The 15,744-nt window shown below is 65.7% G+C and carries 17 protein-coding genes; 5 read left to right on the top strand and 12 right to left on the bottom strand.

All coding sequences use genetic code 11. The features are described 5' to 3' along the window. Window positions 1-15 precede the first annotated feature (15 nt). Window positions 16-762 (top strand): Crp/Fnr family transcriptional regulator, encoded by a 747-nt coding sequence (locus ACT53N_RS01935; protein WP_476062304.1) that lies wholly within the window; start codon window positions 16-18, stop codon window positions 760-762. Here ACT53N_RS01935 and hemN read toward each other — a convergent pair. The 11 genes from hemN to ccoN form a co-directional block, all read right to left on the bottom strand. Continuing rightward, the gene (hemN, locus tag ACT53N_RS01940; protein ID WP_476062305.1) at window positions 759-2,123 is read right to left on the bottom strand and encodes an oxygen-independent coproporphyrinogen III oxidase; all 1,365 of its coding nucleotides are present in this window, start codon (window positions 2,121-2,123) and stop codon (window positions 759-761) included. The genes ACT53N_RS01935 and hemN overlap by 4 nt on opposite strands. Window positions 2,124-2,167: 44 nt before the next feature. Then, complete coding sequence (gene ftrB, locus ACT53N_RS01945) at window positions 2,168-2,935, bottom strand: transcriptional activator FtrB (RefSeq protein ID WP_476062662.1); 768 nt, start codon at window positions 2,933-2,935, stop codon at window positions 2,168-2,170. Window positions 2,936-3,119: 184 nt separating this feature from the next. Then, complete coding sequence (locus ACT53N_RS01950) at window positions 3,120-3,764, bottom strand: OmpW family outer membrane protein (protein ID WP_476062306.1); 645 nt, start codon at window positions 3,762-3,764, stop codon at window positions 3,120-3,122. A 130-nt stretch (window positions 3,765-3,894) separates the two neighbouring features. Continuing rightward, the gene (ccoS, locus tag ACT53N_RS01955) at window positions 3,895-4,062 is read right to left on the bottom strand and encodes a cbb3-type cytochrome oxidase assembly protein CcoS (RefSeq protein WP_476062307.1); all 168 of its coding nucleotides are present in this window, start codon (window positions 4,060-4,062) and stop codon (window positions 3,895-3,897) included. After that, on the bottom strand, window positions 4,059-6,233 hold the full coding sequence (locus ACT53N_RS01960; RefSeq protein ID WP_476062308.1) for a heavy metal translocating P-type ATPase: 2,175 nt from the start codon (window positions 6,231-6,233) through the stop codon (window positions 4,059-4,061). Before ACT53N_RS01960 ends, ccoS begins: the two co-directional genes overlap by 4 nt. Further along, window positions 6,230-6,730: a FixH family protein gene (locus ACT53N_RS01965; RefSeq protein ID WP_476062309.1), complete on the bottom strand. Its 501-nt coding sequence runs from the start codon at window positions 6,728-6,730 to the stop codon at window positions 6,230-6,232. Before ACT53N_RS01965 ends, ACT53N_RS01960 begins: the two co-directional genes overlap by 4 nt. Then, window positions 6,727-8,220: a cytochrome c oxidase accessory protein CcoG gene (gene ccoG / locus ACT53N_RS01970; protein ID WP_476062310.1), complete on the bottom strand. Its 1,494-nt coding sequence runs from the start codon at window positions 8,218-8,220 to the stop codon at window positions 6,727-6,729. Before ccoG ends, ACT53N_RS01965 begins: the two co-directional genes overlap by 4 nt. 5 nt (window positions 8,221-8,225) lie before the next feature. After that, window positions 8,226-9,092 carry a cytochrome-c oxidase, cbb3-type subunit III gene (ccoP, locus tag ACT53N_RS01975; RefSeq protein WP_476062311.1) on the bottom strand — a complete coding sequence of 289 codons (867 nt, stop codon included), beginning with the start codon at window positions 9,090-9,092 and terminating at the stop codon, window positions 8,226-8,228. Beyond that, the gene (locus ACT53N_RS01980) at window positions 9,092-9,259 is read right to left on the bottom strand and encodes a cbb3-type cytochrome c oxidase subunit 3 (RefSeq protein ID WP_476062312.1); all 168 of its coding nucleotides are present in this window, start codon (window positions 9,257-9,259) and stop codon (window positions 9,092-9,094) included. The genes ccoP and ACT53N_RS01980 overlap by 1 nt, the downstream gene beginning before the upstream one ends. After that, complete coding sequence (gene ccoO / locus ACT53N_RS01985) at window positions 9,256-9,999, bottom strand: cytochrome-c oxidase, cbb3-type subunit II (RefSeq protein WP_476062313.1); 744 nt, start codon at window positions 9,997-9,999, stop codon at window positions 9,256-9,258. Before ccoO ends, ACT53N_RS01980 begins: the two co-directional genes overlap by 4 nt. Window positions 10,000-10,007: 8 nt before the next feature. Then, window positions 10,008-11,654, bottom strand: a complete 1,647-nt coding sequence (ccoN, locus tag ACT53N_RS01990; RefSeq protein WP_476062314.1) for a cytochrome-c oxidase, cbb3-type subunit I — start codon at window positions 11,652-11,654, stop codon at window positions 10,008-10,010. A 125-nt stretch (window positions 11,655-11,779) separates the two neighbouring features. Between ccoN and ACT53N_RS01995 the strand changes: the two genes are divergently transcribed. Next, window positions 11,780-12,043 carry a hypothetical protein gene (locus ACT53N_RS01995; protein WP_476062315.1) on the top strand — a complete coding sequence of 88 codons (264 nt, stop codon included), beginning with the start codon at window positions 11,780-11,782 and terminating at the stop codon, window positions 12,041-12,043. Between the two features lie 102 nt (window positions 12,044-12,145). Here the strand turns inward: ACT53N_RS01995 and ACT53N_RS02000 are convergent, their stop codons facing one another. Next, on the bottom strand, window positions 12,146-13,741 hold the full coding sequence (locus tag ACT53N_RS02000; RefSeq protein ID WP_476062316.1) for a methyl-accepting chemotaxis protein: 1,596 nt from the start codon (window positions 13,739-13,741) through the stop codon (window positions 12,146-12,148). A gap of 225 nt (window positions 13,742-13,966) precedes the next feature. Here ACT53N_RS02000 and ACT53N_RS02005 point away from each other — a divergent pair, with 225 nt between their 5' ends. The 3 genes from ACT53N_RS02005 (at window position 13,967) to ACT53N_RS02015 (ending at window position 15,671) form a co-directional block, all read left to right on the top strand. Then, window positions 13,967-14,281 carry a hypothetical protein gene (locus tag ACT53N_RS02005; protein ID WP_476062317.1) on the top strand — a complete coding sequence of 105 codons (315 nt, stop codon included), beginning with the start codon at window positions 13,967-13,969 and terminating at the stop codon, window positions 14,279-14,281. Between the two features lie 113 nt (window positions 14,282-14,394). Beyond that, window positions 14,395-14,478 carry a hypothetical protein gene (locus ACT53N_RS02010; RefSeq protein WP_127847013.1) on the top strand — a complete coding sequence of 28 codons (84 nt, stop codon included), beginning with the start codon at window positions 14,395-14,397 and terminating at the stop codon, window positions 14,476-14,478. A 95-nt stretch (window positions 14,479-14,573) separates the two neighbouring features. Continuing rightward, on the top strand, window positions 14,574-15,671 hold the full coding sequence (locus ACT53N_RS02015; protein ID WP_476062318.1) for a 3-deoxy-7-phosphoheptulonate synthase: 1,098 nt from the start codon (window positions 14,574-14,576) through the stop codon (window positions 15,669-15,671). Window positions 15,672-15,744 lie beyond the last annotated feature (73 nt).

Raw genomic sequence — 15,744 nt, forward strand, 5'->3', positions numbered from 1 at the left:
GCAGGAGCGTATCAGATGACCGTGATTCCACCGTCGGCTCAGCGCGTCGCGACCCATACGCCGAACGAGGGAGCGCCAGAAGACCATCGGAACAATAAACTGTTTCGATACATGACACCGGAAGAGATCGAGGGGCTGATGCAGCGCCTTGAGCCCTTGCGCTATGGTAAGGGCGAGATGATCGTCCAACGTCACGACCAGGATGAAGGGATCTATCTCTTGCTGGAGGGTGCGCTCTTGGCCAACCAGTACGCACGGTCGGGACGCGAAGTCGGTTATCGTCGCCTGAGTCCCGGGGCCTATTTCGGAGAGATCTCAGCGATCGACGGCCTGCCAAGATCGGTGAACATCGTAGCGCTGGAGGATGTTCGGCTTGTCCGGCTGCCGGCGCGTCTAATCCGGGACCTCTTCGAGTCGTCACCCCGCTTCATGCGAGCGCTGCTTGAGGACATGGCGGCGCTAACGCGCTCTCTTACCGATCGCTTGTTCGAGCTGACCGCGATTTCCGTCGCCTGCCGCGTAGACATTGAACTTCTGCGAATAGCCTCGGCGGCGGGGGGAGACGGACGGACGGCCGTTATCCACCCCTGCCCTACGCACGCCGAGCTAGCCGTTTTGGTGGGCAGTCAACGCGAACCGGTCACACGTGAGCTGAACCGGCTCGCCAGCCTTAATATCGTCCGCCAGAAGGGGCGCTCGCTGCACGTGCTGGACATGGAAGCCCTGGCCAAAGAGGTCGAGCGGATCGGTGGAGAGCTTTAGACAGCCTTGGCATGGCGGTTGACCGCGACGGGGAGCCGTTCGTCGAACGCAGCGGCGACCACACGCATCAGGCGGCGCGCCGACTCCGGGATCACGACGGAGCTGCCGTCGAGCACGCAAAGGCCGGCGACCTCGACAGCCGAAAGACTGGCAAGACTGCCAGCCAGATGATCAGGCGCAAAGCCATGGGCCGTGCAAAGAGCCGCGACATCGACCCGCATATCGCACATCAGCCGTTCGATCACGGCCGAGCGCAGTCGGTCTTCGTCGGTGATCGCCAACGCGCGCCCTAGAGGCAGCTCTTCCCGAGCGATCTTGGAGGCCCAGGCGTCGGTGGGCGTCAGGTTCTGGACAAAGCCCTCCCGAAACTGGCCGATCGAAGACGGACCGATCGGAACCAGCACGGGCGCGGGATCATCGGTATAGCCTTGGAAATTCCTGCGCAGTCGCCCTTCAGCCGCAGCCCGGCTCAGCGCGTCATCCGGCAGCGCATAGTGGTCCAGACCGATCCGGACATAGCCCGCTTCGACCAACGCTGCGTCCGCCGCATCCGCCTGCGCCCACCGGCCGTCAATATCAGCGAGGTCCGCCTCGCGGATCATCGTTTGGTGCTTTTTCATCCACGGCACGTGGGCGTAGCCGAACACCGCGACGCGATCCGGCCTCAGCGCCAAGGCGGTCTTCGTGGAGGCGTAGACATTATCAACGGTCTGCCCAGGCAAGCCGTACATCAGGTCGAAGTTCAACGCGTCGATACCCGCGGCGCGCAGGCGGTCGACAGCGGCGCTAACCTGTTCGAAGGGCTGGACGCGGTTAACCAGCGCCTGGACCGCCGGATCGAAGGTTTGCACCCCCAGGCTCACGCGGGTCAAGCCGGCCTCGCCGGCGGCGTCTACGAATGCGTCGGAGAGCATTCCTGGATCGAGCTCGGCGGCGATCTCGGCGCCGGGGCGAATCCTGAACGTCGTCGCCAGTTGCGCCACGAGGCGCTTGAAGTCCCCAGGGCTCAGAGCGTTGGGGCTGCCGCCGCCGAAATGAAGATGCGCAAGCCCGTCATGCTCCCCAAGCCGTCGAGCCGTAAGATCGATCTCGCGCGCCAGGACCTCGGCATAGGTCCCGACCCGTTCATAGGTGTGGGCGATCGAGGTGTTGCAGCCGCAATACCAGCAAAGCCGCCTACAAAACGGCACGTGGACGTAGACCGACAGATGGTCGTCAGCTCGGGTCTGGGCGAACCAACTGGCGGCCTGATCGACTTGCGCGGCGTCGAACGCCACCGCAGTGGGATAGCTCGTGTAGCGCGGCAGGTTGCGCTCGGCTTGCGCCCGCTGAACGGACGAGAGAACGGTCTGGGTGATCATCGGTTCGGATGCTTTGTGAAGAGGTGCTAGTACGGCCGTCAGCGCTAGTGCGACGCCATCGCGGTGCGGGCGCCACGGCGACGCTCGCGCTCGGCTTGACTGAAGGCTTCACCGATATCGTTGTCGATCATGGCGTCGGGATGGGCCAACTGCGCCAAGCCATCAGACTGACGAAACGTGACCGTGGCCCCATCGATCTCGACCCCATGCGGCCCAAGGCTGGAGAAGGCGCGTGAGAGATTTTCCGGCGTCATACCCAGCAGCGAGGCCAGGACGCGCTTGCGACAGGGCAGCTTGACTACGGGCCCGCCCCCTTGCCGCTCTTGCTGCGCCAACAGATAGCTGACCAGCCGTTCCCTGGCCGTCCGCAGTTTGCAGTTCTTCAGGGAGCGCACCGCGCCGCTGAAGCAACCGGCAAGTTCTTCCGCCACCGCGCGCGCCAACCCCGCATCCTCGCTCAGCGCATGCCTGAAGGCTTCGCCAGGGACCATGAGGATCAAGCTTGCCTTCGTGGCTCGCGCCGTCATCAAGCTCGGGCTGTCCAGGACGATGGAAGCCAGGCCCAGCGTGGCGGTGGGCCACAGCAGCGCGAGGGTCGACTCGCGGTCGCTGGAGCTCCCCTCTAGCTCGATCGCCCCTTCAAGCAGCACGAACAGGAAGTTGTCCGGCAGCCCCTGGGTCGTCAGTTGCGATCCGCGCGGAAAGCGCTGGAGGAAGGCGCCCCGCATGAGCCGACCAAAGACCTCATCAGCCGCAGTCTCGAACAGCGGCAAGGCCCGAACGCGCAGGAGATCGGGGGCTTCTAGAGACATGATCGACGCGCTCCTCGGCTTCTTGCGAGCTGTATGCGCGGATACCGCCAGCGCCACCTTGACGCCGATCAATCGCCTCCACGATCTCCGTCACGTCCGATAAGAGCAGACAAACAAAAGCTCCCCGTCGGCGAACCGACGGGGAGGAAGAGGACGGACGTCCGGGGGCGTCCGTCGGGGGGGGTTAGAATTGGCGCGACAGGCCGATCGAGGCGACGACCGGGTCAAGGTCGACCTTGGCCTTCAGGGCGCCGCCGTTGATCTTCGCGTCAGTGCTGAAATAGACCTTCTTGACGTCGGCGTTCAGCAGCCAGCTGTTCTTCATCTTGATGTTGACGCCGGCCTGCAGCGCATAGCCGACACCGTCGTCGACCTTCACGGTGAAGCCGTTCTTGTTCTTGTCGCTGTAGAACAGCATGTAGTTCAGGCCGGCGCCAAAGTAGGGGCTTACCTGCGAGGCCGGCAGCGGGTGGTACTGCAGCGTCACGACGGGCGGCAGGACCCAGGTCTTGTGCACCAGCACGTCGGTGCCCGGACCTTGAGCGCGGATGTTGTGTTCCGTGGTGCCCAGGATCGCCTCGACGGCGACCTTGTCGGTCAGGAAGTAGGTAAAGCCGAGGGTCGGCTTGATGTCGTTTCCGACATGCGCCTTGAGGCCCGAGTTAGCGCCGGCGGCGGTCAGGATGGCGGCGTCCTTGGCCGGCGCGACCTGAGTCAGGCGAGCATGGACGATCAGATCGCCCTTGGCGTTCGGCGTGAAGTCTTGAGCCTGGGCGGCGCCGGCGGCGAGCGCGCCAAAGGCGGCGAGCGAAAGAGCGAGCTTCTTCATTGTCTATCCCCAATTCCTGCGACGTCTTGTTTCTTGTCGCGATGGGAATGTGGACGACTATATCGATCAAGTATTTGACCTGTGTCAGACCTGAAAGCCTCAGAAGCGCCGGCGGATCCTTAAGTATCGCTCACCCTTCGCTGGCTGGCGGCTTATCGTCGAGATGGTCATAGAGGATCCGCTCAGCATCCCCCTTGGGATCATCATACTGGCCGGCCTTCATCGTCCAGAAGAACGCCAGCAAGCCCAGCGCGCCCAGACCGATCGAGGCCGGAGCCAGAAACAGGACAATGTTCATCGGCGGAAACTCCAGAGACGCGGACGCGCCGCGTTGAGCAAGACGATGATCGAAGAGCCTGACATGGCCAGGGCCGCCACGAAGGGATTGACCAGTCCGAACATCGCCGCCGGCGTGGCGACAAGGTTATAGAGCGCCGAAAACCCGAAGTTCTCCAGCGCCCGTCGCCGCGATTCCCGCGCGGTCTCGATGGACTCGACGACGGCGGCCAGTTCGTCACCGGTGAAGACCAGGTCGGCCGCATTCTGGGCTGCGTCCACCGCCGCGCCCGGCGCCATCGAGGCATGCGCCTTGGCGAGAGCGGCGGCGTCGTTGAGGCCATCGCCGACCATCAGCACCCTTTTGCCCTGGGCTTTCAGCGCATCGACCGCAGCGGCCTTCTCGACCGGGGTCAGGCCCGCGCGCCAGTCGCTGACGTCCACGTCGCGCGCTACATCGCGGACCGGTCCTTCGACGTCGCCCGAAAGGATCTCTACGGACAGACCCAAAGCGCGAAGCTTGGTGATTGTGTCCCGGGCGTCGGCTCTCGGCCGATCCTCGAAGGCGAAGCGGATCTTCACGTCGTTCTCGAAACCGAACCAGAGTTCGGTCTCGCGCACGCCGCCGGCCTCGACGCCGACAAAGCCGGCCCGGCCCAGTCGGGCCCGACGCCCGTCGATGAAGCCCTCGACGCCCTGCCCGGCCGTCTCGACGCAGTCTTGTGCGACCGGTCCGGCGCCGGCTTCGGCCGCCAGAGCGCGCGCCAAAGGGTGGCGGGAGGCGCGCGCCAGCGGCGCGGCCAGCGTCACCAGATGCGCCGGCGCGTCGATCAGCGCCGGACGCCCCTCGGTCAGCACGCCGGTCTTGTCGAAGACCACGTGATCAGCCTCGGCCAGGCGCTCCAAAGCCGCGCCGGACTTAACCAGCACGCCCTTACGAAACAGCCGGCTGCTCGCCGCGATCTGGACGGCGGGAACCGCCAGACCAAGGGCGCAAGGACAGGTGACGATCAGCACCGCTGCGGCGCGGAGCAGCGCCTCGCGGGGTCCAAGGCCCAACGCCCACCCGCCCACAAAGGTCAGAGCCGCCGCCGTGTGAACCACAGGGACGTAGAGCGCGGCGGCCTTATCGGCGAGCCGAACATAGGTCGAGCGCGCCTGGGCGCCGGCTTCCATCAGTCGGGCGATGGCGGCGAGCGTGGAGTCCTCGCTCCGCGCCGTGGCTCGCATGACCAGTCGGCCCGACAGGTTCAGCGCGCCGGCGTGCAATCGGGCCCCGGCGGCGACGGGCGCCAGCGCCGTCTCGCCGGTGATCAGGGCGTTGTCGAGTTCGGACACGCCTTGCTCGACCAAGCCGTCGACCGGAATGCGCTCGCCGGGCGTGACGGCCAGCAGGTCGCCCACGCGGATGTCCGCGACGGGAACGCCCTGCTCGACCCCCTCGGTAAGGCGCATCGCGACCGGCGCCTGGAGCGCCAGGAGATCCCGGGCCGCAGAGCGGGCGCCCGCTCGCAGGCGGTGATCCAGATAGCGGCCGATCAGCAGCAGGAACAGCAGCGTCACCGCCGCGTCGAAATAGGCATGCTTCCCGCCCAGAAGGGTCTCGGAGAAGCTGACGATCAGGGTGAGGATCACCCCGATCGAGATCGGCACGTCCATGTTGGCCTTGCCACGCCGCAGCGAGGCCCAGGCTGAGCGGAAGAACGGCCTGCCGGCGAACAGCGCGCAGGGCGTGGCGACGATCGCCGCCATCCAGTACATCAAGGTCAGGGTGGCCGGCGTCAGCTCCTGCCCGAACAGGCCCGCCCAGGCCGGAACGGTGAACATCATGACGTTACCGGCGCCAAAGCCCGCGACGCCAAGGGCGAGAGCGAGCTCCTTGCCCTCCTTATCCTGCGCCGCCTCGGCCTCGGCCGGGTCGAACAGGCAGGCGCGATAGCCAAGGTCCTCCACGGCTTCGAGCACGCGCCCCGGATCAGAGATCTTGCCGGCCAGCTCGACCGAGAGCTTGCCGGTCGTCAGATTCAGTCTCGCCGCCTCCACGCCCGGCAGCGCGCGCACCGCCTTCTCGATCTTGTTGATGCAGCCAGCGCAGCGGGCCCCGCGCACAAGCAGTTCGAACCGCCCCCGCCCGGCGTCGTCGCGCCGAACGAAGGCCTCTAGATCACGATGCAGGGCGAGGCTGTGACTCATTGCGACACCAGGCGCGCTTCCAGTTCAAAGGCGTTCTGGGCGTCGCGCGCCGTCGCGCGCAGATCCCAGGCCCCGTCCAACTTGGCCGTGGCCCGATAGCGGCCGTCGCCCAGCGGCTTGAAGTCGAGCACCTGCTTGCCGACCTCCGTGGCTGGACGCGCGAGCGATCCCGTAACCGAGAGACGATCAAGCGGCTGCCCCGCGCGATCGCGCACCCGCACGACCACCGCGCCGCCGCCCTGCGTCTCAACCGCCGCCGTCCAGCCCAGCGCGGCTTCGCGCTCGCGTTGGGCCAGCGTCTTGTTGAAGGCCAGCCCCGCCTCATAGGGGTTGGAAGCGACCTGACCCGAGAAGGTCCGGTAAGCCAGCACCATGAACACCACGTCCACGGCGATGATCAGGGCGAAGAAAGCGACGACGCCAAACAGCACGTGCCAGCCGGTGATCTGGCCCTTGCGCGAGGTCGCGGTCGTTACGGATTGCGCGGCGATCGTCATTGCGGGTTCGCAGCTCCAGAGAGGAAGACGGTCTTGGACTCGGCCAAGATGTCGTCGGACTTGGCGAGAAACCGGGCCGGCACGCTGCCGGCCAGGTCGGCGTCCGCCGGCGCGGTGACGAAGACCCGGGCCGAGACCACCTGGTCAGCGGGCACGATCAGGGTCACGGCCTGGACGGTCTGCCCGGGCTGGCTGAGACGCGCGCCGTGCACGCCTTCGAAGGTGATGTCGAAGCGGCGCTCGGCGAAAGTGCGGTTGGTGATCTTCAGGGTGTAGCCGTCGCGCACCGCGCCGTCATGCATGCGCACGAAGGTCGGGTTGCGATCGCGGATGACGTGAAGGTCGGCCTTCGGACGCGTGACCAAGGACCACAGGGTCAGACCGCCGACGAGGGCGAGCGCCACTGCGTAGTAGATGGTCCGCGAGCGGACCGGCTTGTAGACCGCCTTTTGACCGCAAGTGCGCGCGGCGACCGCCGCATCCGTGTCATAGGCGATCAAGCCCGTGGGGCGGCCCAGCTTGCCCAGGATATCGTCGCAGGCGTCGACGCAGAGACCGCAGTTGATGCACTCGAGCTGCGAGCCGTCGCGGATGTCGATGCCCATCGGGCAAACCACGACGCACTGGCGGCAATCGATACAGTCGCCGCGCCCCTCCCAGCTCTGGCCCTTCTTGTGAGCCCCGCGCGGCTCGCCGCGCTCCCGCAGATAGGTCACCTGCAGCGAGTGCTGGTCCAGCATCGCGCCCTGGATCCGGGGCCACGGGCACATGTAGGTGCAGACCTGCTCACGCATCCACCCCGCGAAGATGTAGGTCGTCGCCGTCAGAAGCGCGCAGGACACATAGGCGGTGGCCGGCGCTTGGCCGATCCAGAAGGTGCGGATCAGGGTCGGCGCGTCGTGGAAATAGAAGATCCAAGCGCCGCCAGTGCCAAAGGCGATGCCCAGCCAGATCAGGTGCTTGCCGGTCTTGCGCCAGACCTTGTTGAAGGACAGCGGCGCGGCGTCGAGGCGCATCCGGGCGTTGCGATCACCTTCGAAGAGGCGCTCGACCACGATGTAGAGGTCTGTCCAGACGGTCTGCGGGCAGGCGTAGCCGCACCACAGGCGACCGAACAGCGCCGTCGTGAGGAACAACGCCAGCGCGGCGGCGATCAGAACGCCGGTGAAGAGATAGACTTCCTGCGGCCACAGCTGGATGTCGAAAAAGTAGAAGCGGCGGCCGGTGAAATCGACCAGCGCCGCCTGCTGCGGAAAGCCTTCTGGCCTTCCCCAGCGGATCCAGGGCGTGATGTAGTAGACGCCTAGGGTGGCGATCAGCAGCACCCACTTCACCATCCGCCACTTGCCATGGACAAGCTTGGGATAGATCGGCTGGCGCGGCTTGTAGAGGCCGCCCTTGGCGTCGCCTTTGCCCTTGGCCCGCTCAGCGGCGGAAACCGCCGAGCGGGTATCGGGTTTAGGAGGAGTGTTGTCGATAAGCGTGGGCATGGGCCCTACTGACCGCCTGCGTTACTGTGGATGTAGACGCTCAGCGCCTTGATGGTCTCGGGGCTCAGACGACCGCCCCAGGCGGGCATCACCCCGCCGTTGCCGGCGTAGATCTGCCCCCGGATCGATGCGCGATCCGAGCCAAACAGCCAGTCGGCGTCCGTCAGGTTCGGCGCCCCAAGCTGCTGATTGCCCAGGCCCTGCGGACCATGGCACGCCGAGCACTGCGCCTCGAACAACGGGGCGGCGCGAGCGACTGCTCCGGCGTCCGCCGGGCGACGCGACAGGTTCACCACATATTCGGTGAGATCATCGATCTGCGCCGGCTGGAGCATCTCGTCGCGGCCGTAAGCAGGCATTTGCGAGACGCGTGCGCCCTCAGCGCCGGAACGGATACCATGGGTGATGGTGTACTGGATGTCTTCCAGCTTTCCGCCCCATAGCCAGACGTCGTCGCGCAGATTGGCGTAGCCCTTGGAGCCCGTGCCGCCGATGCCGTGGCAGGTCGCGCAGTTGTCGCCGAACACCGACTGGCCGACCTGCTGGGCGTAGGCCTGAAGCTTGGGGTCCTTCTCGATCTGCTCCAGGCTGGCGGTGCGCAGCATGGCCGCGCCCTCACCCCGGTGCGTTTCGAGCGCCTTGAGCTCCTGGCTGACATCGACCCGGTCGGACTTGTTGAGCAAGCCCTTGGTGTAGCCGTTCAGTCCCGGCCAGGCGGGCATCAGCACCCAGTAGCCGATCGAGAAGGCGATGCTCGCGTACCAGATCCAAAGCCACCAGCGGGGTAGCGGATTATCCAGTTCGCGAATGCCATCCCATTCGTGGCCGGTGGTTTCGACGCCCGTGGCGTCATCGATCTTGCGGTCGGCCATCAGGGTTGCTCCCCGTCGTCCAGCGGCATGCGCGCGGCGTGTTGGAATTCGGCCTTCTTGGAGGGCCGGAGGGCGTAGGCGACGCCAGCGAGGAAGATCAGACCGAAGTAGATCAGCCCGAACTGCTGCGCGAAGCGCGCCACGATTTCATAGGAGAGACCGCTCATCGTTGGTTCTCCGGCGCGTGGGCCTTGTACGTCTTGAAGTCGACGGTCGTGCCCAGCATCTGGAGATAGGCCACAATGGCGTCCATCTCGCTGACCTTGTTCGGGTCGCCGTCGAAGTCGCGGTTGACGACCTTGGCGTCGTAACGGCCGCGCAGCGCCACAGCGTCGGTCGAGAACGGATCGGCCTGCGCCTCGAGATCCTTCTCGGCGTTGGCGATCTGATCAGCGGTATAGGGCACGCCGACCGTCTTCTGGGCCTTCATACGGGCGGCGATGTCGCTGTAGTCTAGGTCATTGGTGGCCAGGAACTTGTACGGCGGCATCACAGACTCCGGCACGACGGAGCGCGGATCGATCAGGTGGTCGCGGTGCCAGCTGTCGGAGTACTTGCCGCCGACACGCGCCAGATCAGGACCGGTGCGCTTGGACCCCCATTGGAACGGGTGGTCGTACATGCTCTCGGCCGCCAGGCTGTAGTGGCCGTAACGCTCGACCTCGTCGCGCAGCGGGCGGACCATCTGCGAGTGGCAGAGATAGCAGCCCTCGCGGACATAGATGTCGCGCCCGGCCAGCTCCAGGGGCGTATAGGTGCGCACGCCCTGGACCTTTTCGATGGTGCCCTGCAGCCAGAACAGCGGGGCGATTTCAACGAGGCCGCCAATCGAGACGACCAGGAGGATGCCGACGACGAGCAGCAGCGAATGCCGCTCGAACTTGGCGTGGTGCTTCCAGATGGACATCAGAGACCTCAGGCGATCGCGTTGGCGGGAGCAGCCGAAGCGTCGGCCGGCGCAGCGGAGGGCGAAGCGATCGTCTTCCACATGTTGACGATCATGATCAGGGCGCCGCTCAGGTACATGAGACCGCCGACCGTCCGGATGACGTTCTCGATGTGCTTGGCCGAGACCGTCTCGATGAAGCTGTAGGCCAGGAAGCCTTGCGGGGTGTATTCCCGCCACATCAGGCCTTCCATGATGCCCGACACCCACATCGCGGCGATGTAGAGCAGGATCCCGGTGGTCGCGATCCAGAAGTGCCACTCGATCAGCTTGTTCGAGTACATCCCAGGCTTCTTCCAGAGCCATGGCACCAGGCAGTAGATCGCACCGAAGCTGATGAAGCCGACCCAGCCCAGGGCGCCGGAATGCACGTGGCCGATGGTCCAGTCGGTGTAGTGGCTCAGCGCGTTGACCGCGCGGATCGACATCACCGGGCCTTCAAAGGTCGACATGCCGTAGAAGGCGATCGAGACGACCATCATGCGGACGACGGGGTCGGTGCGCAGCTTGTCCCACGCGCCCGACAGGGTCATCAGGCCGTTGATCATGCCGCCCCAGCTGGGCATCCACAGCATGATCGAGAAGGTCATGCCCAAGGTCTGCGCCCACTGCGGCAGCGCGGTGTAGTGGAGGTGGTGCGGGCCGGCCCAGATGTAGATGAAGATCAGCGCCCAGAAGTGCACGATCGACAGACGATAGCTGTAGACCGGACGCTCAACGCGCTTGGGCACGAAGTAGTACATCATGGCCAGGAAGCCGGCGGTCAGGAAGAAGCCGACGGCGTTGTGGCCGTACCACCACTGGACCAGGGCGTCCTGCACACCGGCGAACACGCCGTAGGACTTGTGGTTCAGAAGGCCGACCGGAACAGCGGCGTTATTGACGAGGTGCAGCAGCGCGACCGTGACGATGAACGCCAGGTAGAACCAGTTGGCCACGTAGATGTGGGGTTCCTTGCGCTTCCAGATCGTGCCGAGGAACACCAGCAGATAGGCGACCCAGACGATGGTCAACCACAGGTCGGTGTACCACTCGGGCTCAGCGTATTCCTTGCCCGAGGTCGCTCCCATCAGATAGCCGGTGGCGGCCAGCACGATGAACAGCTGGTAGCCCCAGAACACGAACCACGGCGTGATGCCGCCAGCCAGACGCGCCTTGCAGGTGCGCTGGACGACATAGAAGGACGTCGCGATCAGGGCGTTGCCGCCGAACGCGAAAATCACCGCCGAGGTGTGCAGCGGCCGCAAACGGCCGAAGTTCAGGAAGCCCAGGTCCGGGAAATAGAAGATTGTCGGCCAGGACAGCTGGGCGGCGATGATCACGCCGACCAGAAGGCCCGCCGCGCCCCAGAACATGGTGGCGATGACGCCCGCCTTGACCACGTTATCTGAATATTGATCGGGATGATCCTGGAGCGTCCCTCCCGCCAGACCGGCGTTCAGGGCGAAGGCGGCGAGGACGCCAGCCAGCGCGAATGTTCCAATCTGCAGACGGAACATCGGATCATGGGTGAGACCAGCGCCGAGGATCGCCAGGAAGGCGCCGACGACGGAGATGGCGAGAAGCGCCGCGGAGCCCGCTGGCGGGCCGGCGCTTCTAAGTGTGGTTGCGGACATACGGACTCCCTGGGGCGAACCTCGCCCCTGGATGTCACGCTCCGACTCCTCCGGCTTTGACACGCATCAAAGCCCCCTCCCCAATCACGAGCCATGGTGCGTCCACGTCATGGGAGATTGATCACGTGCCCCATCTTGAGGTCCTGGTCCGCAACAGCGTTCCGCTCGCCGGCGCTTTGGCTTTGGTTAGCTGGGCGGTGGCCTTGGGTGAAGCCGCGCCTCGCCTCCTGACAGGCCCCCTCTGCGCGTCCAGCCAAGATGCTTGGGCGTTCGCCGGGCACTGCCCTGCGTGCTACGTCGCCGTCGGCTTCACCATGGTGGCCATCGGTCTTGCTACGGCGCGCCTTCGCAGCCCTGCGCGAGCGGCGGCTCGCGTCACCGCGATCTAAAAAGACTCATGAACGCGCCAAGCCGTCTCGCGCCATAGCTTTGGCGCCGCAGAGGTCTGGCGCGGAGGCGGAGACGTCAACGGCCTCCCCCTTGTGGCCGAGTCAGGCGACTCGTCGGACGCCACCGCCCACGCTTCCTGCGATCTTGAAGAGACCCATGCGGTCACTCAGATCCTGCGCTTCGGAGCGGAGCGCATGCGCGGCCGCCGTTGTCTCCTCCACCATGGCCGCGTTCTGCTGCACCACACGGTCCATCTCGCCGACGGTGGTGTTCACCTCGCGCAGGCTCTGGGCTTGATCGTTCGCGGAGCGAGCGATGGCGTTGACCTGGCTATCGATCTCGGCGACCCGCGCGACGATCCTCTGCAGCGCCTCCCGCGTTCGCGCCACGCGCTCAACCCCTGCCGAAACCTGGGCCGTCGAGGCGCTGATCAAGGTCTTGATCTCGCTGGCTGCGCTAGCGGACCGCTGAGCCAGCGCCCGGACTTCCTGGGCGACGACGGCGAAGCCCCTGCCCGACTCGCCCGCGCGTGCGGCTTCCACACCGGCGTTCAGCGCCAGAAGATTGGTCTGGAACGCGATCTCGTCGATTACACCGATGATCCGGCTGATCTGGCCGGACGAGGTCTCGATCTGGGTCATGGCGTCGACCGCTTCTGTCACGACGGGGTCAGAGCGTTCCGCCTCCTGGCGCGCGCCTTCGGCGGCGGCGTTGGCCTGCCGCGCATTCTCGGCGGTCTCGTTGACCGCGACGGTCACCTGGCCGAGCGCGGTGGCGGTCTGCACCAGGCTGGCGGCCTGCTGTTCGGTGCGGCGCGCCAGCTCGTCCGAGGCGCGGCTCATGTCATTGACCCCAGCGCTCATGGTCGAAGCGCGCGTGGTCACATCGCCCATAGCCGCCTCCAGGCGTTCAAGAGCCTGATTGAAGTTGGCGCGAAGACCTTCATAGCGTTCGGCGAAGCTCTGGTTCAGACGCCAGGTCAGATCACCATCGGCCAGTTTGGTGATCGCCGCGTCCAACTCGGCGACGACTAGGTTCTGCTCGGCTTCCATCGCGGCCTTGAGGGCGGCGCGTTCGGCGACGGACTGCTCACGCGCGTTGCGCTCGGCCACCACCGCTTCACGGGCCTCCTCAGCCTGTTCGGCCGCTCTTTCGGCGTTTTGCGTACGCGCCGAAACCGTCAAGAACAGGCGCGACACCCCCGCAGTCATCCAGATCAGTGACCAAGCCGTGGCGGCCGTGACGCCGATTGCAAACGCTGTGGCCATCAGACCGCCGCCGCCGCCCAGCGCATGGGGCGCGATAAGCTCCGCAGCGCCATGGCACCCCGCAACGGCGAGCGCGCCTGCGGCGATGATCCGCCACTCGCCATAAGCCACGAGCAAGGCCAGCGCAGCCAGGAAGGCCATTCGCGCCTCTCCCTGCAAGGGACTGCCGCTGAACGCGAGGACGAAGAGACCGACCTGGGCGACAAGAACAAGCGCCGAGACAAGTCGCTGACCAAAGTGATCCGCTGCAAGCCGGTAGGCGACAAACGCCACCAGCGCCAGGGCGGTCGCCACGCCAGCCAACGGGGGGATCGGATTGCCCGCAACCAGGCTAGCGATCGGCGTCAACACCACCATCGCCGCATTGCAAGCCAGGACAAGCTTCCCGCCCGTGCGCCGCTGCGCTTCAATGCTGTCAAACTCAATCATGGCCGCCCCTACAAAAGTCGGACAAGCATTCAATCTATGGATTAACCGCCAGTGACTTCCGTGCGATCGCGCGCAGTTTGTCGCATACGCACGACTACCTAGTTTGACCTTGATTCCCGTGACGGTCGCTTGAAGCCGCCGGTCTTCGAAACGTGTCGACTGGACTTGACCGTTGGCGGCGGACTGCTGTCCTGTGCGGGTCCTATTTCGAAATGGAGCTCCTCGATGCGTATCGCGACCGGCCTCGTCCTCGCCGCACTTCTGGCCACGCCGGCCTTGGCTCAGAACGCATCGCCGCCGCCGGCGGCCGCTGCGGCGAGCGCCTTCTCCGCCGACACCCCCCTGCAGGCTGTGGTCGCCGACCCCGCCGCCAAGGCGGCTCTCGAAAAGACCTTGCCCACGCTCGCCAAGCATCCGGCTTTCGAGCAGTTCAAGTCGATGAGCCTGCGGGAGCTGCAAGCCTACGCCGATGGGCAGATCACCAACGAGATGGTCGCCAAGGTCGACGCGGATCTCAAGGCGCTGTCGGCCAAACCCTAATCTGGCCGAGAACCCGCCATGCGGCGGGTTCTCCTGCGCCCTCAAGACGCTCGCGCAGCAAAGCGAACTTGGGGGCGTGACATCCGCCGATCTTGTGTTTAGGCTCGGATCCGATGACCCTCGCCGCCTGCCAACAGCAGTTTTGGTATTTTAGCTATCCGACGCCTCTGGCGCCGGGAGGGGATCGTTTGGCCTGAGATTAGGGCCATCGAATATCTTCACCAGCCGCCAGGGGTTTCCCGGGCGGCTTTTTCAATGGCCGCCGGACCTCCCAGTTTCCGGAGTCGCGCCAATGCCTTCCACCTCAGCCGCCCAACTCGTCAACCTCCCCGTCCCGACCGACGACCTGCGGATCGAGAAGCTACAAACCCTGAGCCCGCCCGCCCAGGTTATTGGCGAAGCGCCGGCCACATCGTCGGTGGCCGACATCGTTGGCGGAGCGCGCCAGGCCGTCCATCGGATCCTTCAGGGTCAAGACGATCGCCTCGTCGTGGTGATCGGCCCCTGCTCCATTCACGACCCGAGGGCGGCGATCGACTACGCCCGCCGCCTGGCGACCGAGCGCGAGCGGCATGCGGGTGAATTGGAAGTGATCATGCGCGTGTATTTCGAGAAGCCGCGCACGACCGTGGGCTGGAAAGGCCTGATCAATGATCCGGGCCTCGACGGCGGATTCCGGATCAACGATGGCTTGCGTCTGGCGCGTCGGGTTCTTCTGGACGTGAGCGCCCAAGGTCTGCCCGCCGCCTGTGAGTTCCTGGACGTGACCACCCCACAGTACATCGCCGACCTCGTCGCCTGGGGCGCGATCGGCGCCCGCACCACCGAGAGCCAGATCCACCGTGAACTGGCGTCCGGCCTTTCGTGTCCGGTCGGCTTCAAGAACGGCACCAATGGCGACGTGAAGATCGCGGTCGACGCCGTCATGGCCGCGTCCCAACCGCACCACTTCCTGGCGGTCACCAAGGAGGGTCGCGCGGCGATCGCCACAACGACCGGCAATGGCGACTGCCACCTGGTTCTACGTGGCGGCAAGACCCCGAACTACGACGCCGCCAGCGTCGCCGCAGCCGCCGAAGTCCTGGCCAAGGCCGGGCTGCCACAGCGCATCATGGTCGACGTCAGCCACGCCAACAGCGGCAAGAACCACGAGAACCAACCCGCCGTGATCGCCGACGTCTGCGCCCAGATCGCGACCGGTGGCTCGCCGATCATGGGCGTGATGATCGAGAGCAATCTGATCGCGGGTCGTCAGGACATCGTGGCCGGACAGGCCCTAACCTATGGCCAGTCGGTGACTGACGCCTGCGTCGACTGGGACACCTCGGTGCGGCTTCTGGATGATCTGGCGCAAGCGGTGCGGGCTGGCCGGCTGGCCCGCGGCGCTTAGCGCTCAGACGCCCGCGACTTGAATGGCGTCGGGGGCGTTCAGGACGCTGGACAAGTCCGCGCTGTCGCGCTGA

It is taken from the genome of Caulobacter sp. DMC95 (genome assembly GCF_056313785.1).